This window comes from Hymenobacter sp. FMD4 (assembly GCF_058932745.1).
Genome location: NZ_JBZYWH010000003.1, coordinates 116,099 through 140,944 on the forward strand (window position 1 = coordinate 116,099; position 24,846 = coordinate 140,944).

Sequence of the window (24,846 nt, forward strand, 5' to 3'; positions counted from 1 at the left end):
TCACGTAAGCCGCTTGCAACCGTTGGTGGAGGGCTGTGCGCGCCCTAGCCAGTTTTCCATCCGGGTACAAAGGGAAGTGGCCAAGCTTAACTTAAGATTAAGGCGAGCTTAAAGCTTCATTAAAACCCAATCTTCCTTAGCTCAGAAAAAGCCGCCCCGCCCGTCGAACACATGCAACTTATCGGGTTGGTTGATCTGCAAACCGCCGTTAGAAAGCTTTGTTGCAGGGAAAACTTATCCTGTTGCGGCACCTGATGGTTGCTACCTACAGGCCAAAAAGCGGCAGCGCCAGTGATAGGAGCAGTAAGTCTCGTACTGTAATGGTGGCTGGGAACAAATGAAGCTGATTCGACAACAGCAGTTTCCATAACGGGTGCAGCATTAAGTACTGCGCAAATATATACATGCTTCCTAATAAGATAGTTTTACTATCATGTAAAAAAGTTGCTGAATAAGCTCATGTATCGCTGCCTGGGCTATCTGCGTACCTTTGCCCGTCGGGCTGCTGTGCAGTAGCTCGTTTGTTCCGATAGTTGACCTGTTTGCTTTATGTGGTCTTTCCTTGCGTGTTTGCTTGTGGCTTCATCGTTGCGCGTGCTGCCAGCGCTGGCTCAGCAGCCCACCACGACCCGGCCAGTTCCCACCAAACCTGCGGCACCGGCCCCAGCGGCTACCGTGCCCAAGTTAGCAACCACTCCAACCAAGGCCACTGATAAAACGGCGACGACACCCGCTACTAAAGCGGCAACTCCCGCTACCACTACTACCACTAAGCCGGCTACCAGCGTTACCACCAAACCAGCCGCAACGCCCACGACTACCAGTACCGCCAGCCCGGCTGCGCCCAAACCAGCCAAGGCTGCTACGCCCCTGCCCGCAAACCTTGGTTCGCAAGACCCAGACACGCGCTACCGCAACGGTAAGACTCTGATTGAGCAAAGCCGGCACGAACTGGCTATGGAAGAACTCTTGCCGCTTACGGCACCGGCTGCCAAGTTTGCCCGCGCCCCGGAGGCTGCTTATCTCTACGCGGTAGCCGCTAGCCGAGCCCGCAAATGGGCCGAGGCTGAACAGATGCTTAACCTGCTTCGCAACGAGTACCCGCAATGGGCTGGCCTGAGCGACGCATTCTTTTTGCAGGCGCAGGTTTCATTTGAGCAAGGCGAGCCTGACAATGCCTTGCGCGTGCTAGGTCAGATTCCGGCCGGGCAGCTACGCGCTCAGCAGCGAGCTATGAAGGCCACTTACCTGTCCCGCTTGCGCGACAAGGCACTCTGGCAAAACCTCGTGCGGCGCCATCCGCAAGACACGGCAGTAGCTCAGGCCTACGCCGAGCAGCTGGTGTTCGGCGGCCTGTATACCGAAGCCGACCGCCCCCAACTGGATCAGCTAGTACAAGAGTTCAGCCTCGATCGTACCCGCTACACCCCGCGCCCGCGCCCTCAGAAGAAAAGCAGTTACAACGTAGCCGTGCTGTTACCCTTCGAATTCAACGACCCGAGTTGGGAAACCCGTCGCCGGCTGCAGTTTGTGAACGATCTGTACGCCGGCATGAAGCTCGCTCAGGACTCACTGCAGCGCGAAGGCCGTAGCCTCAACCTTTTCGCTTACGATACGGGCGCCGATACGCTGCAGCTCAAGCAAGTGCTGCAGTTGCCGGAACTAGCATCTATGGACATGATAATCGGGCCGGTTTACAAATCAGGTGCGAAGATTCTGGCCCGCTACGCGCAGCAAAACCAGATTGTGGCCGTTAACCCACTGTCGGAGGACGGGGCTTTGGTGCAAGACAACGCCTGGTACTACCTATTTGAGCCGAGCATTACTACGAAGGCGCGTATGGCGGCCGATTATGCCTTCCGCAGCTTCGGAACGGCCCGTCCGGCTGTTGTCTTCTACGAAAACACCCGCGACGAAAGCACTTTTGCCGAGGCCTACAAAGCGGCCTTTGAGGCACTGGGCGGCAAGGTTCTGGCCGTTCGCAGCATCGACTCTGACAACTCCGATGCACTGAACGCCGGTTTCGGGGGAGTGGACCTTAAAAATGCGGGCCACCTGGTAGTAGCCTCTACTCACCGCAAAGCCGGGCCCTACGTGCTGGGGCTAATGCAAACGCAAGGCCTAACGGTGCCGCTGCTTACGCATGCCGCCTGGCTAGACAACTCCAGCCTCAGCCTGGGGCAGCTCGACCGTCGCGACGTTTATTTCATCCACGCCAAATACCTTGACGAAAGCCTGCCCGGTGCGCGGCGCTTCCGGCAGCTGTATACCCAGCGACTGAATCTACCACCTTCGGTAATTGCCGCGTCGGGCTTTGAGCTGCTTTACTACTTCGGTAATCAACTGCACCTGCATGGCCCGGCCTTCCAGCAAGGACTGGGTAGCTCAGGAGCCGTTTCAGGTTTCCTGTTCCAAGGCATCGGCTACCCAAATCAAGCCCGCGACAACCAATATGTTCCCATTACCAAGCTAGAACGCCTGGAAGTAGAAGTACAAAACCCCGTGGGCTTGCGCTGAAACTAGGTTTGTCAATCCAAGCTGTAGGCTTCATAGTAGTTAAAAAGCAGTGCCGCGGTCAACAGCCGCGGCACTGCTTTTATGCAATCGGTTTTGGCGCGTATAATCATGCGAAAATGATACAGCTTTGTTATTTAAATTAATTCTAAATAAATATTGACGCCAATGACCAGTGCCTATATCTTTGCTTCCCTACCAGCAATGGAGCAAGCATGGCACAAGTACTTCACCACAATGCGTTCGGCTACACAGCGCGCTGCCCTCGGGCGGTGGGTTTCATGCATCTATACTTTGGGAATGTAGGAATGGCCCTTACCCCGGCTGAACTGACAGAGTTCAGGCAGCGCGTCGCGGAGGCCTACCGTCAATACGCTACCGGACCAGTGCGCGACCCGGAGGCTCGCTGCATTGCCATACCTACCCCTGCCACGCGCATGGCTTTCGTGTTCACATTTGTTGAGCTTACGGAACTGGTGGAATTGCTCGATTGCACCGCGCTATTTCTAGAAGCCGAGGAACTGCTGCAGGGGTAGTAGAAGCGTTTTGAAGTGCAGTATGGTCTTGATACTTAGGTTAACGGCTCGATCCAAGCAACAAAAAGCCGCTCCGGTTTTCCGGAGCGGCTTTTTACTTCTGCTGCATGTCTTGCTGCGGCCCTTACTCCCACTCAATCGTTGCCGGCGGCTTAGAGCTGATGTCGTACACCACGCGGTTGATGCCGCGCACTTGGTTGATGATGCGGTTCGATACCTCGGCCAGGAACTCGTAGGGGAGGTGCGCCCAGTCGGCGGTCATACCGTCCACGCTGGTTACCGCGCGCAGGGCTACCACTTGCTCGTAAGTCCGCTCGTCGCCCATTACCCCTACGCTCTGGATAGGTAGCAGGATGGAGCCGGCTTGCCATACCTTTTCATAAAGGCCCGTGCGGTGCAGGGCGTCAATGAAAATAGCATCGGCCTCCTGCAGCAGGCGCACCTTCTCAGGCGTGATGTCGCCGAGGATGCGGATGCCCAGACCGGGGCCGGGGAAGGGGTGACGGTGCAGGATGTGGTGGGGCAGGCCCAAAGCGTCGCCTACTTCGCGCACCTCATCTTTGAAGAGCATGCGCAACGGCTCTACCACTTTCAGGTTCATGTGCTCCGGCAGGCCGCCCACGTTGTGGTGGCTCTTGATGGTCACGGCCGGGCCCTTCACCGATACCGACTCGATTACGTCGGGATAAATTGTGCCTTGCGCCAGCCATCGGGCGCCCTCTACCTTGTGCGCTTCGCGGTCAAATACTTCAATAAAAGTGCGACCAATTGCCTTGCGCTTCTGTTCAGGGTCGGAGAGGCCTGCTAGCGCGGCGTAGAACTCCTGGGAGGCATCTACGCCGGTCACGTTAAGCCCGAGGCCTTGGTAGGAGTGGAGCACACTCTCAAATTCTTCCTTGCGCAGCAGGCCGTTGTTGACGAAGATGCCGTGCAGCCGCGTGCCAATGGCCCGGTGCAGCAGCAGCGCCGCCACCGACGAATCTACTCCGCCCGACAAGCCAAGAATTACTTGGTCATCGGGGCCAATGATTTGCTGCAGCGCCGCCACCGAGCCGTCCACGAAGTGCTCAGGCGTCCAGTCCTGGGCGCACTGGCAGATTTCTACCACGAAATTGCGCAGCAACTGCTTGCCTTCAGTGGAGTGAGTTACCTCCGGATGAAACTGAATACCGTACGTCGGTTGGCCTTCGATGTGGAACGCGGCCACAGCTACTTCTGGCGTGCTGGCAATAATGTCATAACCAGCGGGCAGCACCTTGATGGTGTCGCCGTGTGACATCCATACCTGCGAATCGAGGTTCAGGTCGCGCATCAGTGGGTGGTGCCGCTCGATGTGGCTGAGGCGGGCGCGGCCGTACTCGCGAATGGTTGCAGGCAGCACCTCGCCACCGCCTTGGTAGGCCAGCAACTGGGCGCCGTAGCACACGCCCAGCACCGGCACCCGGCCCAGGTACTGGCTCAGGTCGGGGTTGGGAGCTTCCGGGTCGCGCACCGAACAGGGCGAACCCGAAAGCACAACGCCCCGGATATCCTCAGTGAGGTCCGGGGCGTGCGTGAAGGGGTGGATTTCGCAGAAGACGTTCAGCTCGCGGATGCGCCGCGCTATCAGCTGCGTGTACTGCGACCCGAAATCAAGGATCAAAATCTGTTGAGGCATGGGCAAAGGTAGGGCGCCAAAGCGAACCTATCCAACCCCCGGAAGCAGTTGGCGAGCTATTTCTGCTCGTCTACATGCCATCAACTGCTCAGTTTGGTAGCCCTTGCGGGGGCAAGTAGGATGCGGCAAAGAGCCTTCTGTAATTTATTGATAAACATGTATTCATGTGATTTTCGGCTTGTCTGGCGCGCGGATAATTTGTTTTTTTACTGGATACCCCGAACTCCGTTTACCTCAGAATAGCTTGAAAAAACTTTTACTCCTGCTGCTCTTGAGCAGCTCGGCCGCTTACGCTCAAAATTCGGCACCGCACTCCGCCTGGCAGGGCGGTATACTCATGGGGCACGACCTGTTCCGCGTTACCAATCACCGCCCCAGCTACCGGGTGGGGCAGTACCGGGTGGTACCTCGTCTGACTACACCTTCGCAAGGCTTCCGCATCGGCTTTTGGGCGCGGCACAACTTCGGTGCCGACCGTAAATGGTTGCTGCAGCCAGAGTTTTCCTACTCACGCAATCAAAGCTGGCACTTTATCAACAACACGGCTCCTATTAACAGCGCCGCAAACGGCCCCACCGCGCAACAAGACTTTTCAGTACTGGCCAACGCGCAAGATTGGCAACGCCTTAACCTGGCCTTGCCTGTTGGCTATCGACTAAATCGGTGGCTGCTAGTACTGGGTGGACCGGTGCTTTCCAATCGTATACCTACTGGCTACGAACGGCAGGAACAAGCTTACACGCGGCGCATCATCGGCAGCATCAGCCAAAGCATGCGCCGAACTGGTTTAGCATTTCAGGCCGGAGCCGGAATGGAGCTCGGGCGGGTGACCCTCACGGCGCGGTACGAGCGCAGCCTGTTGAACGTCGCCTCTGAAATCGAACTGGATGGGCAGGAGTACCCCTTCGCGCATTACGCCACCCAACTCAGTTTTGGTATGGCCTTGCGGCTGGCGCCCGGGCGCTAGTATCTAGACGTGCCTGTGGGTTTTCGATTTTACGCATCCGATCAAAAGGGTATTTGATAATCCTGTGTAGCTTGAACCTCACCCAACTCATTGCCCATGCTCAAGTCTTTACTGTTCTTAGCCACAGTCGGTCTTTCCCTACCCGTTGCTACCCACGCCCAAGTAGTCAACATAAACATGGGAACTTCCATTTCGGCCCTGTCGCCCATCAATCATGCTGAGCCTTTTTCGGTTTCGGAAATGATTTATCTCCAAACGCAGATCAACCAAGCCGGCAGCATTACCCGGTTGGGCTTCGACAAATCGAGCGGCACGGAGTTGTTGGACCTCGACAACGTTCTAATCTACCTCAAGACAACGCCGAATACAGCGTTTAGCGCCGGTGCCGTCGACTCTACGGGCTATCAGCGAGTGTTTAAAGGCAAGTTCACCAACGCTACCCCTGCAGGATACCAGGAAGTGGCCTTGAATCAACCCTTTTCCTACAACAACACGGAAAACTTGTCGGTGATGGTGGTGCGCATTAACGGCACTACCAATAACGTGCTGGCTTCGCGGGCGCGTTGGGCCTATGGCACCTCCACCGGCCGCAACAGTGTCCGCCGTGGGTATGGAGCCGCCGCCCCCACCAGCTTGGCCACCACTAATTTTTTGCCCAATATCCGCTTGGTATTCGGTACTGCTACGGGCGTGCGCGACCGGCAACTAGCCATTACGCCGCTGTATCCCAACCCGGCGGTCGACATCCTGAACGTGCCCGCCGAGCAATTTACTGCCATTCGGATTGCCGATCTGAGTGGCCGCACGGTATATCAAGCGCCGGCTAGTAAGCCAAACGGCGGCAAAATCGCCGTGCCAGTAAGCAATCTGGCGGCTGGGGTATATGTATTAACGCAAACGACAGCCGACGGAAGTGCTATCAGCCAGCGTTTTGTGCGCGAATAGCACCCGAGAAGCGGCTTTTGTATGGGTTTTTATGCGCTGAAGCTTGTTTCAGTCCGAAACCCTGTTGTATCTTTGCAACGGCGAATCAGTACGACCAGCTCCCGCTGAACTCCCCCAGGACCGGAAGGTAGCAAGGGTAGGTGGTTGAAGCGGTGCGATACTGGTTCGCTTTTTTTTGTCCAAGCCCCAGGTTTCCGGTGCGGTAAAAGGTTAGTCACCTTCCCCGCCAAACGGTTAGCTTTGGGGCAGTTTTCGTTTCTAGCATTTTCTTCGGATGAAGTTTTTCATTGATACCGCTAACCTGAAGGACATTCAGGAAGCCGTGGAGCTCGGCGTGCTCGACGGTGTAACCACCAATCCCTCGCTGATGGCCAAAGAAGGCATCGGCGGCCACGACAACGTGATGGCCCACTACAAGCGCATCTGCGAAATGGTGGACGGCGACGTGTCGGCCGAGGTGATCGGCGTGACGTACGAGGAAATTGTGCGCGAAGGCGAGGCTCTGGCCGAACTACATCCCAACATCGTGGTGAAAGTGCCCATGATCCGGGAAGGCATAAAGGCTATCAAGCACTTCTCCGAAAACGGCATCAAAACCAACTGCACACTGATTTTCTCGGCTGGCCAGGCCCTGCTCGCTGCCAAGGCGGGTGCCACATACGTGTCGCCGTTCGTCGGCCGACTAGACGACATCGGACACGACGGGCTGCAACTGATCGAGCAGATTGTGCAGATCTTCGGCAACTACGGCTACCCCACGCAGGTGCTCGCCGCTTCGCTACGCCACGTGCCGCACTTGGTGCAGTGCGCCGAAATCGGAGCCGACGTGGTGACCTGCCCGCTCAATGTAATTACGGGCCTGCTGAATCACCCGCTGACGGACAAAGGCTTGGCTACCTTCTTGGCCGACCACAAGCGCGTAAACGCGTAGTGCGTTAGACCTGATAATTGGGGCATGAGACGTTAGACAACTGGCCGCTAAGCCGGTTGTCAATGTCTCACGTCTCAGGACTTAGAACTAACTCTATGTACATCATCAAAGTCAAAGGCAAAGCCAAGATTCCGGACTACATACAGCTCCGCGACAACGACTTTGTGCTAATTGCCTACTTCCGCGCCGATCGGCCGTTGAAGGACCTGCACCGTTACGGGCTGGAAGGCAAAGAAACCGAATTGGCTGCGGTGATTTCGGAGCTGGAATTCGGCAAGCTGCAGGCGCTGACTATCTAGGCCCCCTCTGGCTGTTTGTTTTCAACAAACGCCAGCTGCGTGCTTTGTGGCCTGAAAACAAGCTTTGTAGATATAACTCATTACCCCACAGGCTTCCACCTCTGCCATGAATACCCCGGCCGTCATTGAGCTGCGCGACGCTTACATCATGCAGGATGTCAACACCATTCTGCAGAAGGTATCGTTTGAGTTGGGCAAAGGGGAATTTGCATATCTAGTGGGGCGAACGGGCTCGGGCAAGACTTCCTTGCTAAAGACGCTCTATGCCGATCTGCCGCTGGTGGAAGGTATGGGCTCGGTGGTGGGTTTTCCGTTGCGCAAGCTGGCGCCTGAGAAAGTGCCTTACCTGCGCCGCAAGCTGGGCATCGTGTTTCAGGACTTTCAGCTGCTCTATGACCGTACGGTGGCGCAGAACCTGCTATTTGTGCTGCAGGCCACGGGCTGGCGCGAAAAGGCCAAAATGAAACAACGCGTGCAGGACGTACTCGTACGCGTCGGCCTGAGTGGCGTGGCCGGTAAGATGCCGCACCAGCTTTCGGGCGGAGAGCAGCAGCGCGTGGTAATCGCGCGCGCCTTACTCAACGAGCCCCTTCTATTGCTGGCTGATGAACCTACCGGCAACCTCGACCCAGACGTGACCGATGGCATCATGCGCCTGTTCCTGGAAATTAACAATGCCGGAACGGCCGTGCTGATGGCTACGCACAACTACGAAATCATTCGCCGCTATCCTAAGCGCGTGTTTCGTTGCGAACAAGGGCAGCTGGTGCAGGGCCTGACGGTAGCTTCGTAGAAGAGCATGCCGGGATTATCAATCCTGATTCCCGTTTACAACTGGCCGGTAAGTAAGCTGGTGCACGACCTGTTGGCGCAGCTTCCGGCTTGGTCCGGCCCCGTTGAAATTCTGCTGCTCGATGATGGCTCAACCCCTTTTTATCGGGAACAAAATCAGTTGCTCGCAGGCCTAACCGGGGTTTGCTACCGCGAACTTCCCCATAATGTAGGCCGCGCAGCCATGCGTAATCAGCTGGTAGCACAAGCGCAGCATGAATGGCTGCTGCTGCTCGACAACGACAGCTCCTTGCCCGATACCCAGTTTCTGGCCCGCTACGCTGCTGCCGCGACCCAAGCGCCCGTGCTGGTAGGTGGTACTTGCTATAGCGCCGCCGCACCCACCAACTCCGCGCTGCAACTCCGCTGGCACTATGGTACCCAACGCGAGGCCCGGCCGGCGGCGGTGCGTCAGCAGTCGCCCTACGCCCAGCTGACCATTAATAACCTGCTGATTCGGCGCGAGGTGTTCCAGCGTTTCGGCCTTGATGAAAGCCTGACTCGTTACGGGCACGAGGATACCAAATTTGGTTGGCGGCTGCGCGAGGAACAGATTCTAGTGCAGCACCTCGACAACCCCGTGCAGCACGATGGGCTGGAGCCCGCGCCAGTATTCCTGCAAAAGTCGCACGATGCCGTTCGCAACCTGCTCGACTTATACCTCGCCGAAGGATTGGGCTCCGACTCCCGGCTGCTCCGTACCGCGCTGCGGCTGCGGCGGATGAGACTCGCATCAGTAGCACGCCCAGTGCTGCGACAGGCCGAACCGTGGCTGCAGCACCGACTCGAGGGCGCAGCGCCCGATATCCGGGCTTTAGACCTGTTGAAGCTAAGTTGGCTGCTGCAGGCATGGCACACGAAAAACAATTCCTCAGAATAGAGCACAAAAAGACCGGTACCCCTGGGGCGCCGGTCTTTTTGCAAATAGGTGAGTAAAAGGCAGGTAAGCGGTTAGTCGTTGTCGGTGTTTTTTACTTCCGACTTCACTTCTTTGTAAGCATCCTTGGTAGCGCTGCCTACTTTTTTGCCGACGTCAACTGCGCCGCGGCCGATATCTTTGCCGGTTTCTTTCACGCCGCTGCCTACCTCTTTAGCGTCGCTGCCAGCGTTGCGGGCCGATTCACCTACGCGTACGCCAGCGCCTTTGGCGGCTGCTTCTTCGCGGTTACCCGTCACTACGTCAGCGCCCTGCGATACGCGGGACTCAGCCTTGTCGTAGGACTTAAAGGCAGCGTACTTGGCTTTCTCCTTAGAAATTTCAAGCTTGTCCGAGCCGCTTACGTTGTCTTTTACCTGCTCGTACTTCTGATCCAGTGCCCGCCATTCTTCGTTGATCAGGCGCCAATCGACTACTTGGTATTGATTCTCATTCTGCTTCACCATGTTCACGAAGTTCTCGTAGGTCTGGCGGGCATTGGAGGCGGTCAGGTTAGCGGCCGGGTTCATGGGCTTATAGATGCGGCCAGCCGGGCTGGAGGACGCATTCATGGAGCTGCTGCCCGTAGCCGAGCTGCCACCAGTGGTGGTGTTCATGGCTACATCAGTGCCACGGTTGCGGTATGCTTGCTCGCGACGGTCGTAGGCTGAGGTATAACGAGCTTTTAGCTGCTCGTATTCGGTGCGGCGGGCGTCGTCCCAGTTGGCCATGTCGGCGTCGGCGGCGGCTACTTTAGCATCGTAGTCACGACGGAGCTGGTCGGTTTCCTCGTTCCATTCGGCCTCCGTGGCGTCGCCCACTTGGTCGGCGCGGGTTTCAGTGTTGGCTACGAAGGTCTGGAAGTCGCTGTAAGCGTCGTTGGTTTCAGCTGCCGTTTCTTGGCGGTCGGCGCGGTTACAGCTGGTCTGGGTAAAGGCCATGCCCCCGCCGATCAACAGCAGGGCCAAAGCATGTATGGAAAGGGTTTTCTTAAACATAACAGTGGGAATTACAGTGGGGAAGGACGCTTGCTGTCGAGCAAGCTTGTATGAGCGACTTAACGAAACGCATACATAGCAGGTTACGAATGTGATGGGAGCAGAGGTGCGCCAAAAGCTATATTTTGGTATGGCAAGGCTCTATGGATGAGCTGGACGCTATCTTTAGCCTTTCTTTTTAGTTGTTGTGTTGCCTACTTCCGCTCCGCCAATCGTCCCTTCCACGCCCATTCGCCTGCTCGATCTACCGGCTCAGCATGCCGTCATTCAGGCCGAGCTTGACGCCGCGCTGCAGCGCGTAATGCAGGAGGGCGCCTTCATTCAAGGGCACGATGTGCACCTATTTGCGGAAGAGTTGGGTCACTACTTGGGCGGGGCCACCATCGTGCCTTGCGCCAACGGCACCGATGCACTACAACTCGCGCTGATGAGCCTTGAGCTAGAGCCTGGGGATGAGGTAATCGTGCCCGCCTTCACCTACGTAGCTACGGCCGAAGCTGCAGCTGTATTGGGCCTTAAGCCCGTACTGGCTGAAGTTCGTCCCGACACTTTTACACTGGACCCAGCGGCGGCAGAAGCCGCCATTACGCCGCGCACCCGGGCCATTATGGCCGTTCACCTGTACGGGCAATGTGCCGATCTTACGGCTCTTCGCGAGCTTTGCCAACGACGAGGCTTGGCATTAATAGAGGACAATGCCCAAGCCATCGGGGCTACCTGGACCTTTTCGGATGGCCGCACCGTACATGCCGGCGCGGTGGGCGAAGTAGGAACTACCTCCTTTTTTCCCTCCAAAAACCTTGGGGCCATGGGCGACGGAGGCGCCCTAATTGCTACCGATAAGACCCGCGCAACGCAGCTACAAGAGTTGGCGAATCACGGGCAGGCCCGTGGCCGCAAGTACGTGCACTACCGCGTAGGCCTTAACTCACGACTAGATACCCTGCAGGCCGCGCTGCTACGCGTGAAGCTGCGTCATATCGGAGCCTGGACAACTGCCCGTCAGCAAGTTGCTGCTGCATACGACCAAGCACTAGCAAATGTGCCCGGCCTGCGCATTCCGGCGCGGCAGCCGGGCAGTACGCACGTGTTTCACCAGTACACCATCACCCTGGACAGTGCTGCCCGCCGTGACCAGCTTCAGCAGCATTTGCAGGCGCACGGCATTCCGTCGGTGGTTTACTACCCGGTGCCGGTGCACCAGCAGCCAGCTTATGAGTACTTGGGATACCGCCAGGGAGAATTTCCGATTGCCGAACAACTGTGTCAAACGGTGCTTTCGTTGCCCATCCATCCGCTGCTGACAGCGGAGCAGGTGAAATATATAGCGGATGTCATTCGCTTATGGGCCTAAAGCCTGTTTCGGCCAAGGCACGCGAGTATGCGCCTGCCTTGGCACTGTTTTTTCTGAGCCCCGTAGAAGTCATCTACATCATCTTTCTTCCCATGTTCCGTTCCCGCCTTACCCTGGCCGCAGCCTTAGGCACCGTAGCTTGCCTGAGCACGGCCGCCATAACCAGGCCGCCGCAAGGCTTCAACATCTTCTCCATCGACCAAGATATTGCCTTGGGCGCGCAGGTAGCCCGGCAAACCGATTCGGTATACCAAGCCAAGGGCCAGTTGCTTTCCCGCTCCAGCAACCAGCGCGCTTACCAGCTACTCGATGGCGTGGTGAACCGCGTGCTCGACAATGGTAGTGTGCGCTACCGCAAGCAGTTCGTCTGGGATGTTAAAATCATCAAGGACGACAAGATGCAAAACGCCTTTGCTACGCCCGGTGGTCATATCTATGTATTCACGGGCCTCATTAAGTTTCTGGATAACGAAAGCCAACTGGCAGGGGTACTAGGCCACGAAATTGCTCATGCTGACCGCCGCCACAGCACCCAACTGCTGCAACGGCAGTATGGCATCAGTTTGCTGACCGGCGTGATACTGGGCAACAATCCTAATATGCTGGCTCAAATTGCCACTGGCCTCGGGCAGCTCAAGTTCAGCCGCAGCTTTGAGGAGGAAGCCGATAAGTATTCAGTAACCTACCTGAACGGCACGCGCTATTACGCCTGCGACGGAGCTGCCGGGTTCTTTATCAAGGCTGAAAAGCAAGGTGGGGGCGGCACACCCGAGTTCCTGAGCACGCACCCGAATCCCGGTTCGCGCGTGACCAGCATCCAGCGCAATGCCCAACAAGCTGGCTGCACCGGTCGCTCAGCCAGTAATGCCAGCTTCGAGGAATTGAAGCGGATCCTGTAGCCTGCCCATTATACTTAGTACCCGGCAGAGCCGGCTTTCTGCTGTCTTAGCACGAAGGCCGGCTCTGTTGCTGTCATTCGTCGTCACCAGGGGCGTGGGCAAACGCTGGTTTTTTCGGAGCTTGCGACAGTGTTTCCCTTAAGTGCCTCCGCTGCCGCTATGCCTCTTTCCGGGCCTTCTGCCGTTCGTTTTGCCGTTTGCGGTGTTGGCCATATTGGCCGTCGTCACGCAGCCTTGATCAGTCGTCACACCTCTGCTCAATTGGTAGCATTGATTGATTCACGCGAGGAGTTACGAGCTGGTTTAGCAGCTGAATTTCCTGGTGTTCCATTCTTTACTTCACTCGATGCCTTTCTGGCCGGCGGTCTGCCCGCCGATGTACTAACGGTGGCCACCCCCAATCACCTGCACGCTCCCCAGGCCATTCAGGGGTTGCGGCATGGGCTGCATGTCGTCATTGAAAAGCCCATTGCCTTGCGCAAGCGCGATGCGGAGGACATCATCCATGTGGCGCTGCAAACGGGCCGCATGGTGTTTGGAGTGATGCAGAACCGCTACTCGCCGCCTTCACAGTGGCTAAAGCAATTGGTAGACTCGGGCTGCCTCGGTCAGATCTACCTGGTACAAATCAACTGTTTCTGGAACCGCGACGCCCGCTACTACCGCGGTGGAAGCTCCTGGAAAGGCACCCGGGAGCAAGACGGAGGCACCCTATTTACTCAATTTAGTCATTTTGTCGACCTTCTCTACTGGGTCTTCGGCGATATTCAGAACATCCAGGCGCGCTTTTTCGACTTTAATCACGATGGTCTCACGGAGTTTGAAGACTCAGGCTTGGTCACGTTTGAGTTGGCCCGGGGTGGGGCGGGCACCCTGCAATACAGCACCAGCGTGTGGGACCGAAACCTAGAAAGCTCCCTCACAGTGGTTGCCGAACGTGGTAGCCTGCGCGTGGGTGGTCAGTACATGGACCGGGTGGAATACTGTCACATTCAGGATTATTGCCTGCCCGAACTGGCACCCACCAACCCGGCCAATGATTATGGGCTTTACCAAGGCAGTGCTGCCAACCACGTGCAAGTAATCGAGAACGTGGTGGACACTGTGCAAAAGCGTGGCTTTGCTACGACCAATGCGCTGGAGGGCATGAAAGTGGTAGAAATAATAGAGCGGATATATTCCTTGAAAAAAGCTTATAATTAAATGGATATCTAATGCGAAAAAAGCTGTGCCTGCAACGCGTATCGTTCCTGCTGTGCGCCTGCGTTCCATAATTTGGCTGCGAAAGCTGATTGCATGGAAGAAGTAGTATTTGCGTTCATATATAACTTTATTAATATAATATTTCTGACCTTGGAATATGTATTCGCACGAACAGCAGGTTTTTACCGAACTACGCGCTTGGCAGCAGCGCATGCAGCGGCCGCCAAGCGCCATGAACCGCTTTGCGCGGCATGTGCAAACGCGCCTAAATGCTTTGCTGCCCGAGCGGGTACACCAAGCTATTACAGTCACCATCAAGCAAATGGTACGCGCCGTACTGTTTGGCTCGATGCACACCACGCCGGGCCCTCTGCTCAACGCAGCGCTATTTGAGCGAGAAGCCGCTGTGCGCACCCGCATTCGGTACTACCGGCATGCAGCTACTGCTGAAGGAGCCGTAACCGGGGCAGGAGGCTTCCTGCTCGGGTTAGCCGACTTTCCCCTCCTGCTCAGCATCAAGCTCAAACTGCTGTTTGACATAGCCGCGCTATATGGCCACGATGGCCGCGACTACACCGAGCGCCTGTACCTGCTGCACATTTTTCAACTGGCTTTCAGCAGTCAGCGCACCCGCAATGAGGTGTATCGCCGCCTGGTCGATTGGGATAAGTATCGCCAAACGCTCCCGGCAGATGTGAATACTTTTGACTGGCGCACTTTCCAGCAGGAATACCGCGACTACATCGACTTGGCCAAGCTGGCGCAGCTAGTGCCGGTAATTGGGGCCGCGGTGGGGGCAGTGGCCAACTACCGACTGATCGAGCAGCTCGGCGAAACGGCCATGAACTGCTACCGCATGCGCGAAATGCCCATGACTTAATCTAGTGAAACAGTAAGGATAATGGAGTAATAGGCATTTGCCCAGAACATCACGGGTTAGCGGCCAGTTAGTTCGGCCTTACGGGCTTTTATCCAATCTACCATAGTCTGCTGGACCAAAGACGAGACAACGGGCTTTTGCTCTCCATTTAGCATCGGCCACTCTATCGGCGGGGCCTGGAACTGATGGTTGATGCCGTCGAGCCTGCGTGCCTCAACCCGTTTGTTGCCTTTTAGGCCTTTCTCCAACTGGGCCAGGTTGCTGATATTGACCTGAGTGTCATCAGTTCCGTGCAGTAGCAGAACGGCGCCTTTCACCGCCTCGAGTGAGGGTTGGGGGTTGAAAGTCAAGTAAGCACGATACCAGCCGCTGGTCATTTGGGTAGCCCAGTCCTGGGCCGTTGCGGCGGGTAGGCCGCGGTTAAACTGAGTCAGCATGTTGATCAGGATGGACTGCGCCTGTGGGTTATCGGGCGTTTGACGCACAATTTCCAGCATCGTGCGCTGTTGTTTGCCAATGACGTCGGCCCGTTTCCGTTCGTCGGCCCGCTGGCGCATCTGCTGCTGGGATACAAAGGTTTCAATCTGAGCAGCGTTGGCACCCTTCGTGCGCATTTCGCTGGCCTTCTGAATAATGAGCTGCTGCGCCTGCAAGTGGCGGCGCATCATGCTTTCCTGTACAGTATCTGCTTCGCCAGCGGCCAGAAACCCTGCTGGGCGCTGCGCCAATATCTCCTGGCCTACCGTTCCGGCCCCCGCTAAGCTGATAACGAAGGAAGGAGGCAAAGGCTGAGCAGCGGTCAGCAGCGCCACGTTGCCACCTTCGCCGTGGCCAATTAGTCCAAGCTGGGCAAAGTCAATAAGCGGACGGGTGCGGAGGAAATTCAGGGCAATTTGCGTGTCCTTAACGAGGTCCAGAGTAGTAGCCGTGCGCCAGTCGCCAGTAGATTGGCCTACACCACGGTCGTCGAGGCGTAGCACGGCTACGCCGCGGCGCGTGAGGTAGTCAGCCAAGGCGCCAAACAGCTTGTATTCGCCTTGGGTGGCGTCGCGGTCGTGCGGGCCCATATCGGAAAGTAGTACCACGGCCGGAAACGGGCCTTCCCCAGGCGGAATAGTAAGCGTGCCACTCAGACGTACCTCGTCTTTGGAATTGGCAAAGGACACTTCCTCCACCCGGTAAGGCGGCGGAAATTTGAAATTTTTGGGCGGGCTGGTTGGCAGGGGAGTGTATTGCAGGGTAAGCGCAGTTTTGTAGCCTTGCTGTTGCCAGGTGCCATTCAGCTGCTGGCCATCGGCCGAACGCTGGCAGGTATAGCTGCAGCCCAGTTCCGCTGAGGCAAACAAGATGGTGTCGCCGCGCAGCTCCATGCCCAGCATGGCCCGGCTAATGCGCTGCATGGGTACATCGAGCAGGCCAAACCGGCCGCCAGTAGCTAGTTCCGTAACAGTAATCGTTAGGGGAAGGCTGCCACCGGGTACAGTCAGCGAGCCTTTCCATTGCCCTTCCAATGAAGACTTGGGCGTCGTTTCGGGCTGGGCCCACAGGCGATGCGGCAGGGTAAGCAGCATCAGCCAGCTCCAAAAGAGCAGGGCAGTCTTGGTGTTCATAGTGAAAAGAAAGGTGGCACGCATGTGGGCGTGCCGGGCTAGGTATTGCCCACGGGCAATAGGTGCAAAAGAGCAGAGGCATGGAGCGGAACAGCTACCAAGAGGGTTTTAAATACCGTCGGAGGCTGGCAATCAAGCTGAAGGCTTGGGGAATGCGGTTAGGGCAGAAGCACTTGGTCGACCACGTGCACCACACCGTTGGTGCACTGCACATCGGGGATGAGCATGTTGGCGGGCGTGGTGTTGCCGGAGCCGCGCACGGTCAGTATCCCATTGTCGAAAGCTCCAAGCGTCAGGCTGCCGCCACCTGCGGTGGCTACAGTAGCATTAGCTGGAAGCTCAGACGTAAACTTGTCTGGCCCGGCCAAGGCGTGATTCAGCAATACTGCTTGCACGGTGGCTTCCGGAAGCTGGCGAATATCGGCGGGTGTGTAATTGCCGGGGCCGAGCAGCTGCGTGAGCAAGTTGCGAAAGGCTTGGTCGGAAGGGGCAAAGACTGTGAAAAAGTTGGAACCGGATAAGGCGGTTCGGACAGCGGGGCAGTAGTCAAGGGCCGCTACCAGAAACGTCAGCTCGGGCTTCACAAACACTTGCCCAACGCTCAGCGCCTGGGCCGACTGCACGATATTCACTCCGGTAGCCAGCAGGACTTTATCTACTACGTGCACAGTGCCATTGGAAGCGCGTACGTCCGTAGCCAAGATGCGCGACCCGTTGACGTAGCGGCTGCCGTCGCGCAGGATGATGCGCCGATTGGGGCCCAGCGCCGAGGGGGAAGCCGTACCGGCCTGCAAGTCGGTGCCTTGCAAGTTACCGCCGGTTACGTGGTAAAACAGCGTGCTGGTCAGGAAGGGGCGTTGCAGTGAAGCCAGATCAGCCGCACCATTCAAGCCTAGCCGAGCGAAGGCCGCATTGTTGGGCGCAAACACCGTGTAATTACCCGTTGGGTCGTTCGGGTTCTTGTTCGATAATATCTCCACTACGCCGCCACGGATAGCTGCGTCTTCCAGCACGCTGAAGTCACGGCCGGCTACGGCAATTCCGGCAATGGATGGATCAGCTTCGGACTTCTTGTTGCAGCTACTCAGGAAGAGGGAAGAAGTCAGCGCCAACGCTGCAAACCAAGTGGGTAACAGGTGTTTCATGCGGAATAGGTGAAGGATAGAGAAGAGCAGGCAGGGGCAAACCAACCTTGGCGCAATACAAACGAAGCGGAAAAGTAATCGGATTTATTGAGCCCGCAATCCGATGCGTAGGCGTCTGCCGTAGGTTCGGTTAGTGCAAGCTGAACAATTCAAGGGTGATTGTGTTTTGGCATATGCCCTGGATTGCCAATTTCCTCACGCTGAACTTACTACCTAGCCCATTTATGAAGCACACCTACTCGTTTTCTGTCTTGCTAGCTACGGTACTGCTGATGGTGCCTAAACTCCAAGCGCAAAGCTTGGTTGGCGGCTTTATGGCTGGTAAAGGCCACGGTGCGGTGGTATTTACCGGTACGGCCGAGCGGTACCGCAACGTATTTCTGGTGCCCGATAAAGTGGAAGGCGTGCCGGTGTTTCAGGAAATCAGGGTTTCCTCGGTGAGCGTGTACGCCAACTACGGCATCAGCGAAAAAATAGAAGCGGTAGTGAGCTTGCCCTTCATCAAGTCGGAAGGCAAAGGCAATAGCGAAGGCTTCACCAACAGCCGCAGTGGCCTGCAGGACATTTCGGCCCTGCTCAAGTTCAAAACTTACTCCACCGAAATCGGAAGCAGCGTGCTGGATTTGCTGGGCGCGGTGGGGGTGAGCACGCCCGCCAGTAATTACCAGTCCGACAAAGGATTGGAATACATTATTGCCATCGGCAACCGGGCTACCAAACTTACCACTGTGGGCATCGCACACCTCAAAACTCCTACCGGTGTGTTCCTGACCGGCCAGGCTGGCTATAGCCTGCGCAGCAGCCACGTGCCCAATGCATTTGTAGGGGATGTAAAAGTGGGCTACGCCGGCGTTAAGACGTACTTTGAAACGTGGGCTTCATTTCAGAAGTCTAGCTCCGGAGGTACTGATATTCTGCAGCCCGGCTTCGATGGACGCTTTACAGCTACGCGGGTTAACTACACCCGCATCGGGGCCAGCTTGTACCAGCCGCTGGCCAAGGGCTACGGCGTGGTATTCGGGGTGAGCCGCTACGTGGCAGGACGCAACGTCGGTCAGTCAACGGGACTTTCGGTCGGCGTGTCGTACAATTACTAAGCCGGCCGCAGCATCAGGTACCAGCCCTAGGGACGCCTTTACGAATGGGCGTCCCGAGGGCTGTTTTGCGTAGTAGCCTGGGACTCGCCGCTGAAAAGCTTGCAGATACAGATTCCCTAGACCTACCTTTGTGCCACCAATTCTTTACTGCTGAAGGATTGTTTTTATACAGAGGCGTGGAGAGAAAGGCTCTGCGAAGCGCCGGCAACCGCTCGGAACCTTCCGACACGGTGCCAACCGAAGGTCAGCGAAGTTTTTCCTGACTATATAAAAACAAGTTGCTGTGGGCTTTCCCAACCGAGTACCTGCTTTGATTTCCGGCTCTAATGCCGCCGTTCGTGTATCTGCCAGCGCCACTGCCGCGGCTACCGAAATGCACGTGCAGCATCGTTGCTGTTGTTGTTGAAGTGATTGTAGTCAACCTGTTCATTATTAATAGGTTGATTATTGCCCGCCAGCGGTTGTGCTAACGCCGCTTCGCCTGTGCCATGCGCAGCGCCTCCTGCTGTTTTTCTTCTTTTCTCGCTCGTAGCGCTGCCGCTACGCCGTGGGTAGTCTTACGCCTGGCTTACCGGCCGGCATGGGCTGTCCGCCGCCCTGCGCCGCCCGACGAGGCTTATCCGTTCGCGCTGGTTTCGGCCTGTGCCCTTCTTTCACTCATGCTCAAAAAATCACTGGAACTCCTGCGGCTGGAAGCCGCGGAGAGTGGCTCGCACACCCTGAAGCGTAGCTTGGGACCGTTCAATCTGATTGCCATCGGCATCGGGGTCATCATTGGCGCGGGTTTGTTTTCGCTCACGGGCATTGCTGCTGCCAACCACGCCGGGCCGGCCGTCACACTGTCGTTTGTAGTGGCCGCCATCGGCTGCGCTTTCTCGGCGCTGTGCTACGCCGAGTTTGCCTCCATGGTGCCCGTCGCCGGTTCGGCTTATACTTATTCCTACGCCACCATGGGCGAGCTATTTGCCTGGATTATCGGCTGGGACCTAGTACTGGAGTACTCGGTAGGGGCGGCCACGGTGGCCATCAGCTGGTCGCAGTACCTGGTGCGCTTTCTAGCTAAGTACGACCTGCACATTCCGGCGCAGCTGGTGATGTCGCCTTTCGAGACAAGTACTCTGGCCGACGGCTCTACTGTCTCGGGCTTTATCAACTTGCCGGCCATCCTCGTCGTGCTGGCCATCACGGCCATCATCATGCGGGGTACGCAGGGCTCGGCGGTGTTCAATGCCGTGGTGGTAGCGCTGAAGGTATCGGTGGTGCTGGTGTTTATCGCGTTGGGCTGGCGCTACATCGATCCGGCCAACTACCAGCCTTTCATTCCGGCCAATACCGGGGCGTTCGGGGAGTTTGGTTGGAGCGGTATTCTGCGCGGTGCCGGGGTGGTGTTTTTCGTGTTCATCGGTTTCGACATTGTGGCTACCATGGCCCAGGAGGCGAAAAATCCGCAGCGCAACATGCCCATCGGTATCATTGGCTCCCTGGTGGTGTGCACCGTGCTGTTCGTGGTGTTCGGCTACGTGATGACCGGCCTAGCCAACTACACGGAATTCAAGAACAGCGCCGCGCCGGTGGCCATTGCCATCGAAAAGACGCCCTACGCCTGGCTGTCGGGGGCAATCATCCTCGCTATTCTAATCGGCTACACCTCGGTTATTCTGGTTGATTTGTTGGGCCAGAGCCGCGTGTTCTTCTCCATGTCGCGCGACGGGCTGCTGCCGCGCGTGTTTTCGCAGGTACACCCGCGCTTCCAGACGCCACACAAGTCTAACTTGTTGCTGGGCGTATTTATCAGCCTGTTTGCCGGCCTGGTGCCCATCAACGTAGTCGGTGAGATGTGCAGCATCGGCACCTTGCTGGCCTTCGTAATGGTGTGCGTGGGCGTGCTGATTATGCGCAAGCGGGAGCCCAACGCGCCGCGCAGCTTCCGCACGCCGTGGGTGCCGGTGGTGCCCATTCTCGGCATCGTGACCTGCCTGGTGATGATGCTGTCCTTGCCCGCCGATACCTGGATTCGCTTGTTTGTTTGGCTGGGCATCGGCTTGGTTATCTATTTCGCCTACGGCAAAAAGCACAGCAAGCTGGGGCAGGGATTAGGGCAGCAGCCGGTAGTGGAGCCCACCGGCAATCAGGTGGCGTAACGCGTTCTGCCGAACTGATGTTCATGCAAAAGCCCCCGGCGCCGGCTGGGGGCTTTTCTTTTGCCGGATTATGTCGGGCGGCCGCTACCTTGCGGGCTACAATTGGTCAGCCAGCTATGGAGCAAGTCGATTTCCAGGAGAAACCCGCGCAGCCCGTTCAAAAGCCCCGGCGGCGTTTCTTTTATCCTACTTACGCCGAAAGCTGGGGCGTGCTGGGCTGGTACCTGCTCACAGTGATGGTAGTAGGGGTGCCGGCTTTCCTGCTGGCGAATTGGCTGTTTCAAGGGTACAAAGACGGCGTAACAATGATAGCCGCACAACTGGCGCAACTGGGCCTTATCCTGTTACTGATTCGAGCTAAAAAGTCGCGAGTGGTGCCTGCTAGTTGGCGAGGTCAGCATGATAGTCCGGCATTGTACGTAGTAGTAGCCGTGCTTACGGTGGCTATGCTGGCAGCCCGTTTGCCGTTGGATTGGCTGCACCTGCCCAAATGGGAACTGGAGAATTCCCTGCTGAAGCTCATCAAGCAGCCGGCCCTGGGTTTTGTGATGCTGTGCGTGCTGGCACCCGTGTTTGAAGAATGGCTGTTTAGGGGACTACTACTGCCGGGACTTATGCGGAACTACGGGCCCACGCGAGCTATTCTGCAAACCAGCCTGTTATTCGGCCTCATTCACTTCAACCCGGCGCAGTCGGTGGGAGCCGCAGTGCTGGGCATCTTGCTGGGCTGGCTCTACTACCGCACCCGCTCGTTGAGTGTCTGCATTGCCGTGCACGCCATCAACAACTTCATTGCTTGGGTAGCGCTGATGGCCGTGCGCAACGACCCGAAGCTGATGCAGCAACTCGAAGCAAGCGAAACCCCCAGCCTAGAACTTGCCTTTGCTGCAGTAGCAGGAGCCCTTATCGTAGCGGCTGCCGTGTGGTATATCTACAGGCTTTCCGAAGGCCGCTTGCTTAGCGCAAAGCAAGAAGACCTGCTGCCAGTGGCTTAATTACGTACGTCGATCCAGGAGTTTTCGGGCCCGGTGGCTGAGCGCGGTAGCCTCGGGCATAGCGCCGGTGAGCAGCACCAAGCCGGCGTAGACCATAGTCAGCACCGAAGAGCGCAGCAGCATGGTCATGAACACCGAATGCACAGGCGGTATCAGCCAAGCAGCTCCGCCGGCTACTGCCGCAATGCCAAGCAGCAGCGGAATGTGGCGGTCGAAGGGCTGCAGGCCGTAGCTGCGCCATACAAAGGCGGTACGGGCCACGTTGATGAGCATGAGGGCCAGCGTGGTGGCAATGGCGGCACCGGTAAGGCCAAACCGGGGAATAAGCAGCCAGTTGAGCAGCACCGTGAGGCCAGCCAATGAGGAATTGAAGATGAGGTCGTAGCGGTAGCGCGGCGAAGTCACCACGATCAGGCCATTGACGCCGGTAACGCCATCGAAAAGGCGGCCGGCCAAGAGGATCAGCACAGCCGCGGCGCCGGCAGCGTATTCGGGCTTCATCAGCGAGTAGATAAAGTCGAGGTTCAGACCGATACCGAGGGCGAGGTAGCAACCCAGCACTGTATTCAGGCGCGTAGTACGGCGGTAGAAGTCGCCCATGCCCGCGAGGTTTTGCTCTTTCCAGTAGTCGGCCAGTAGGGGGAAGGCTATTTTGTAGAGCGAGCGAAACGGAATGGTAAGAGCCGTGCTGATAAAGAAGGCTACCGTGTAGACACCCGCTGCGCCCAGGTTAAGCGTGGAGCCAACCATTAACCTGTCGATTGAACTGATGATGGTGCCCGAAATATTGGAAAGCAGCGCAAACGCGCCAAAGTTGAGCAATTCGCCTACCGGGCGCACACGCAGAACCGCCGTGGTGGGCCGTAAGTGTAGCTCCCCAATAACCGCTAAGTAAGCTGTAAGCAGCAGCGCAATGCCACTGTTTAGCCCGATGTATAACAGCACAAACTGGTGAAGCGTAAGGTAGCCAGCTGCATATACTAGGGCTGCTCCGGCTACTAAAAGGCGTAGCAGAATCTCCTGAACAAAGGAGGAAAAAGCGGTGTGATACAGACCTTTGAGGTAGGCGTCTTGAAGTGAGTATAGAAGTATAAATAAAGCTAATACGCTGCCCCATAGGTAGTACGGCCCGAGCAGAGCCGCATCCTTGGCATACTGCGCCATAATCAATGGCTTGCCGAACAAGTATAGCCCTGTCATGACCGCGAAGCCCAGCATAGGCAGGCCCAGCAGGAAGGGCAGGAACCCTTGGTGGCCAGCTTCCCGGTTGCGGAAATACGGGAAAAAGCGGATGCCCATGCTCGCAAAACCTACGGCCGAGAGTTGGGCGTAGATCGTGGCAATGGCAATTAGTACTTGCGTCAGGCCCAGCTGCTCGGACTCGAGGATTTTTGGCAGCACGAAGACCGTGTTGACAAAACCCAGCCCCAGGCCGATGTAGGAAATAATGGTATTGCGCAGCCCTTGCCGCTGGACGATGCCCAAATCAGTTGGTCGTTGTGAGTTGGCAGCCCACGCTGCTCAGCCGTGGTCAGGCCGACTGCGCGGCGAAACGAGCCAGAATATCCGGCCCGGTCACGAACGCGGCGTGGCGGCTGCGAAGGTAGCGCACAAGGGCGTGGAACTGCTTCGGACCGTTCACGTGATTGCGCCGCGAGAAATTCTCGTTGTGCCAGAGCAGCGTGCAGATTCCGCCAAACTTTTCGGTTTCAGCCATCATAGGCCGCACTGCCGGAATGATTTCTTCGGCTGCCAGTTGCAGGTAATTTGGGTGGTGCAGCGTGGCATCCATGAGGTTGAGCGGAATTTCCAGGAAACTATGGCAGCCGCCCGTGGCAAAATTGTAAGGCCAGAAGGGCAGGCAGTAGCTGTTGCGGAAACCAAAATGCTCCGCAAACCCTAACGTAGAATCGTATTGCACGCCGGCTTCTTCCAGCACTACGGGGGTATGCCGCGGCTCCCAACTGAGGTAATGGAAGCGGTTGCCGCGCACGGGTGGGGGTAGCTGCTCGATTTCACGCTGGAGCCCTGCCGCATCGGTGCTGGTGCCCAGACTGCCGTGTACTGCAATTTCGGCGCCGCTGGAGCGCAACCGCAGAATACGCTTCTGAAAGGCCGGCGTACGCAGGTCGTAGTCGGCATTGGGCGTACCATTGGCAGCGGGGGCGGAGTTGCCTAAAAGGAAAAAGGTAGAGGTTTCGCCATGAACAGCTACTTCACGCTGCACCGCCTCGAGGTTATCCCAAGCGTCACGGCCGCGCAGCTTGCGCGAGAACAAGCTGAGGAAGGTCCCCACCTTACCCCTCTGCAAAGCAGCCTTGCCTTCTGCTTTCCAGGCGCTGCGGCAGTTGTCGACGTCGTGCGTGACCCAAGCTGCAAACGGGGCGTTTTGAGTCCAGCGGTGCGGCTGCAGCGGCTTCCCCGTTACGTGTTCCACCGCATTGCGCAGGATATCAAAGTAGTAATTGACGACAGGCAGCGTCACAAACCCGTAGCGCTGCTGCACGCTGGCCACGAAGGGAAAGCGGCCATGCTGGTCGCGGGCGGTAGAATGATATTCCTGCCAGCCACTGAGCAGGTAGAAAGCGTTGGAAATGACATCTACGTGTACCGTGGCGCGGCCTGGCTCCAGCGTTAGCAACTCCGCCGTAATGTGGTCGGCACGAAAGAAAAACGGTATGTCGCGTTCGAGCCAGGAAAACCACACGGGTTCCGGCGCATAAGCCAAACCCTGCTCGAAAAAGCCATTGGCTTGTTCCGCTACTTGTACCGGCGCTTCCGGGTGCAGGCCCGCATAGCCGACAGCTACCTGCTCACCGGTGTAGGCCGAGGCAAAATGCCGCAGCACATACGCCAGACGAGCCTGCATTGCTTCTGGGCCACTGGCCGTCGGCGGTGTAAGCAACGGAGAAGCAGCTATTTCCATCG

21 protein-coding genes, 1 other RNA gene and 1 riboswitch are annotated in these 24,846 nt (G+C 57.2%); of the genes, 16 read left to right on the forward strand and 6 right to left on the reverse strand.

The features are described from left to right. Nucleotides 1–576 precede the first annotated feature (576 nt). Together AC5FXY_RS04370 and AC5FXY_RS04375 are read left to right on the forward strand one after the other, a co-directional pair. Nucleotides 577–2,517, forward strand: coding sequence for an ABC transporter substrate-binding protein (locus AC5FXY_RS04370; protein ID WP_493555418.1), 1,941 nt, complete (start codon nucleotides 577–579; stop codon nucleotides 2,515–2,517). 212 nt (nucleotides 2,518–2,729) lie between these two features. Next, nucleotides 2,730–3,050 (forward strand): DUF6686 family protein, encoded by a 321-nt coding sequence (locus AC5FXY_RS04375; RefSeq protein ID WP_493555419.1) that lies wholly within the window; start codon nucleotides 2,730–2,732, stop codon nucleotides 3,048–3,050. 124 nt (nucleotides 3,051–3,174) lie between these two features. On the opposite strand, the gene guaA is transcribed toward AC5FXY_RS04375, so the two are convergent. Continuing rightward, nucleotides 3,175–4,707: a glutamine-hydrolyzing GMP synthase gene (gene guaA / locus AC5FXY_RS04380; protein WP_493555420.1), complete on the reverse strand. Its 1,533-nt coding sequence runs from the start codon at nucleotides 4,705–4,707 to the stop codon at nucleotides 3,175–3,177. 244 nt (nucleotides 4,708–4,951) lie between these two features. Between guaA and AC5FXY_RS04385 the strand changes: the two genes are divergently transcribed. From AC5FXY_RS04385 to AC5FXY_RS04415, 7 genes are all read left to right on the forward strand, one after another. Then, nucleotides 4,952–5,674, forward strand: a complete 723-nt coding sequence (locus AC5FXY_RS04385; protein WP_493555421.1) for a hypothetical protein — start codon at nucleotides 4,952–4,954, stop codon at nucleotides 5,672–5,674. Between the two features lie 96 nt (nucleotides 5,675–5,770). Further along, complete coding sequence (locus tag AC5FXY_RS04390) at nucleotides 5,771–6,619, forward strand: T9SS type A sorting domain-containing protein (protein ID WP_493555422.1); 849 nt, start codon at nucleotides 5,771–5,773, stop codon at nucleotides 6,617–6,619. Nucleotides 6,620–6,696: 77 nt separating this feature from the next. Then, nucleotides 6,697–6,794: signal recognition particle sRNA small type (gene ffs, locus AC5FXY_RS04395), an RNA gene on the forward strand. Between the two features lie 99 nt (nucleotides 6,795–6,893). Continuing rightward, nucleotides 6,894–7,550: a fructose-6-phosphate aldolase gene (fsa, locus tag AC5FXY_RS04400; RefSeq protein WP_493555423.1), complete on the forward strand. Its 657-nt coding sequence runs from the start codon at nucleotides 6,894–6,896 to the stop codon at nucleotides 7,548–7,550. A gap of 95 nt (nucleotides 7,551–7,645) precedes the next feature. Further along, nucleotides 7,646–7,849, forward strand: coding sequence for a fructose-6-phosphate aldolase (locus AC5FXY_RS04405; protein WP_493555424.1), 204 nt, complete (start codon nucleotides 7,646–7,648; stop codon nucleotides 7,847–7,849). 106 nt (nucleotides 7,850–7,955) lie between these two features. Beyond that, on the forward strand, nucleotides 7,956–8,642 hold the full coding sequence (locus tag AC5FXY_RS04410; RefSeq protein ID WP_493555425.1) for a cell division ATP-binding protein FtsE: 687 nt from the start codon (nucleotides 7,956–7,958) through the stop codon (nucleotides 8,640–8,642). Nucleotides 8,643–8,648: 6 nt separating this feature from the next. Further along, nucleotides 8,649–9,560, forward strand: coding sequence for a glycosyltransferase (locus AC5FXY_RS04415; RefSeq protein ID WP_493555426.1), 912 nt, complete (start codon nucleotides 8,649–8,651; stop codon nucleotides 9,558–9,560). 71 nt (nucleotides 9,561–9,631) lie between these two features. On the opposite strand, the gene AC5FXY_RS04420 is transcribed toward AC5FXY_RS04415, so the two are convergent. Then, nucleotides 9,632–10,594, reverse strand: coding sequence for a DUF6565 domain-containing protein (locus AC5FXY_RS04420; RefSeq protein WP_493555427.1), 963 nt, complete (start codon nucleotides 10,592–10,594; stop codon nucleotides 9,632–9,634). A 187-nt stretch (nucleotides 10,595–10,781) separates the two neighbouring features. Here AC5FXY_RS04420 and AC5FXY_RS04425 point away from each other — a divergent pair, with 187 nt between their 5' ends. From AC5FXY_RS04425 to AC5FXY_RS04440, 4 genes are all read left to right on the forward strand, one after another. Then, on the forward strand, nucleotides 10,782–11,948 hold the full coding sequence (locus AC5FXY_RS04425; RefSeq protein WP_493555428.1) for a DegT/DnrJ/EryC1/StrS family aminotransferase: 1,167 nt from the start codon (nucleotides 10,782–10,784) through the stop codon (nucleotides 11,946–11,948). Beyond that, entirely contained in the window at nucleotides 11,939–12,847 is a 909-nt protein-coding gene (locus AC5FXY_RS04430; protein ID WP_493555429.1) for a M48 family metalloprotease, read from the forward strand. Before AC5FXY_RS04425 ends, AC5FXY_RS04430 begins: the two co-directional genes overlap by 10 nt. Nucleotides 12,848–13,006: 159 nt before the next feature. Next, the gene (locus AC5FXY_RS04435; RefSeq protein WP_493555430.1) at nucleotides 13,007–14,050 is read left to right on the forward strand and encodes a Gfo/Idh/MocA family protein; all 1,044 of its coding nucleotides are present in this window, start codon (nucleotides 13,007–13,009) and stop codon (nucleotides 14,048–14,050) included. Between the two features lie 157 nt (nucleotides 14,051–14,207). Then, the gene (locus tag AC5FXY_RS04440; RefSeq protein ID WP_493555431.1) at nucleotides 14,208–14,930 is read left to right on the forward strand and encodes an EcsC family protein; all 723 of its coding nucleotides are present in this window, start codon (nucleotides 14,208–14,210) and stop codon (nucleotides 14,928–14,930) included. A 56-nt stretch (nucleotides 14,931–14,986) separates the two neighbouring features. Here the strand turns inward: AC5FXY_RS04440 and AC5FXY_RS04445 are convergent, their stop codons facing one another. Further along, on the reverse strand, nucleotides 14,987–16,540 hold the full coding sequence (locus tag AC5FXY_RS04445) for an alpha/beta hydrolase family protein (RefSeq protein WP_493555432.1): 1,554 nt from the start codon (nucleotides 16,538–16,540) through the stop codon (nucleotides 14,987–14,989). A 158-nt stretch (nucleotides 16,541–16,698) separates the two neighbouring features. After that, nucleotides 16,699–17,685, reverse strand: coding sequence for a fasciclin domain-containing protein (locus AC5FXY_RS04450; RefSeq protein WP_493555433.1), 987 nt, complete (start codon nucleotides 17,683–17,685; stop codon nucleotides 16,699–16,701). Nucleotides 17,686–17,909: 224 nt separating this feature from the next. Between AC5FXY_RS04450 and AC5FXY_RS04455 the strand changes: the two genes are divergently transcribed. The 3 genes from AC5FXY_RS04455 (at nucleotide 17,910) to AC5FXY_RS04465 (ending at nucleotide 21,918) form a co-directional block, all read left to right on the forward strand. Then, complete coding sequence (locus tag AC5FXY_RS04455) at nucleotides 17,910–18,782, forward strand: hypothetical protein (RefSeq protein ID WP_493555434.1); 873 nt, start codon at nucleotides 17,910–17,912, stop codon at nucleotides 18,780–18,782. A gap of 161 nt (nucleotides 18,783–18,943) precedes the next feature. Further along, nucleotides 18,944–19,056: riboswitch (SAM riboswitch) on the forward strand. A gap of 385 nt (nucleotides 19,057–19,441) precedes the next feature. Then, nucleotides 19,442–20,923 carry an amino acid permease gene (locus tag AC5FXY_RS04460; RefSeq protein WP_493555435.1) on the forward strand — a complete coding sequence of 494 codons (1,482 nt, stop codon included), beginning with the start codon at nucleotides 19,442–19,444 and terminating at the stop codon, nucleotides 20,921–20,923. Between the two features lie 116 nt (nucleotides 20,924–21,039). After that, complete coding sequence (locus AC5FXY_RS04465; protein WP_493555436.1) at nucleotides 21,040–21,918, forward strand: CPBP family intramembrane glutamic endopeptidase; 879 nt, start codon at nucleotides 21,040–21,042, stop codon at nucleotides 21,916–21,918. Here AC5FXY_RS04465 and AC5FXY_RS04470 read toward each other — a convergent pair whose 3' ends face one another. Both AC5FXY_RS04470 and AC5FXY_RS04475 read right to left on the reverse strand, forming a co-directional pair. Continuing rightward, nucleotides 21,919–23,403, reverse strand: coding sequence for a lipopolysaccharide biosynthesis protein (locus tag AC5FXY_RS04470; RefSeq protein WP_493555437.1), 1,485 nt, complete (start codon nucleotides 23,401–23,403; stop codon nucleotides 21,919–21,921). It abuts the gene before it with no gap. Between the two features lie 46 nt (nucleotides 23,404–23,449). Next, nucleotides 23,450–24,844 (reverse strand): DUF7033 domain-containing protein, encoded by a 1,395-nt coding sequence (locus AC5FXY_RS04475; RefSeq protein WP_493555438.1) that lies wholly within the window; start codon nucleotides 24,842–24,844, stop codon nucleotides 23,450–23,452. Nucleotides 24,845–24,846: the final 2 nt, after the last annotated feature.

What these genes read in the sequence shown, in the direction of transcription:
- AC5FXY_RS04460 (WP_493555435.1), top strand. Translation starts at nt 19,442, where the DNA reads ATGCTCAAAAAATCACTGGAACTCCTGCGGCTGGAAGCCGCGGAGAGT.
- AC5FXY_RS04375 (WP_493555419.1), top strand. Translation starts at nt 2,730, where the DNA reads ATGGCACAAGTACTTCACCACAATGCGTTCGGCTACACAGCGCGCTGC.
- AC5FXY_RS04410 (WP_493555425.1), top strand. Translation starts at nt 7,956, where the DNA reads ATGAATACCCCGGCCGTCATTGAGCTGCGCGACGCTTACATCATGCAG.
- AC5FXY_RS04405 (WP_493555424.1), top strand. Translation starts at nt 7,646, where the DNA reads ATGTACATCATCAAAGTCAAAGGCAAAGCCAAGATTCCGGACTACATA.
- AC5FXY_RS04455 (WP_493555434.1), top strand. Translation starts at nt 17,910, where the DNA reads ATGAAGCACACCTACTCGTTTTCTGTCTTGCTAGCTACGGTACTGCTG.
- AC5FXY_RS04465 (WP_493555436.1), top strand. Translation starts at nt 21,040, where the DNA reads ATGGAGCAAGTCGATTTCCAGGAGAAACCCGCGCAGCCCGTTCAAAAG.
- AC5FXY_RS04440 (WP_493555431.1), top strand. Translation starts at nt 14,208, where the DNA reads ATGTATTCGCACGAACAGCAGGTTTTTACCGAACTACGCGCTTGGCAG.
- AC5FXY_RS04390 (WP_493555422.1), top strand. Translation starts at nt 5,771, where the DNA reads ATGCTCAAGTCTTTACTGTTCTTAGCCACAGTCGGTCTTTCCCTACCC.
- AC5FXY_RS04415 (WP_493555426.1), top strand. Translation starts at nt 8,649, where the DNA reads ATGCCGGGATTATCAATCCTGATTCCCGTTTACAACTGGCCGGTAAGT.
- AC5FXY_RS04445 (WP_493555432.1), bottom strand. Translation starts at nt 16,540, where the DNA reads ATGAACACCAAGACTGCCCTGCTCTTTTGGAGCTGGCTGATGCTGCTT.
- AC5FXY_RS04450 (WP_493555433.1), bottom strand. Translation starts at nt 17,685, where the DNA reads ATGAAACACCTGTTACCCACTTGGTTTGCAGCGTTGGCGCTGACTTCT.
- AC5FXY_RS04435 (WP_493555430.1), top strand. Translation starts at nt 13,007, where the DNA reads ATGCCTCTTTCCGGGCCTTCTGCCGTTCGTTTTGCCGTTTGCGGTGTT.
- fsa (WP_493555423.1), top strand. Translation starts at nt 6,894, where the DNA reads ATGAAGTTTTTCATTGATACCGCTAACCTGAAGGACATTCAGGAAGCC.
- guaA (WP_493555420.1), bottom strand. Translation starts at nt 4,707, where the DNA reads ATGCCTCAACAGATTTTGATCCTTGATTTCGGGTCGCAGTACACGCAG.
- AC5FXY_RS04475 (WP_493555438.1), bottom strand. Translation starts at nt 24,844, where the DNA reads ATGGAAATAGCTGCTTCTCCGTTGCTTACACCGCCGACGGCCAGTGGC.
- AC5FXY_RS04420 (WP_493555427.1), bottom strand. Translation starts at nt 10,594, where the DNA reads ATGTTTAAGAAAACCCTTTCCATACATGCTTTGGCCCTGCTGTTGATC.
- AC5FXY_RS04430 (WP_493555429.1), top strand. Translation starts at nt 11,939, where the DNA reads ATGGGCCTAAAGCCTGTTTCGGCCAAGGCACGCGAGTATGCGCCTGCC.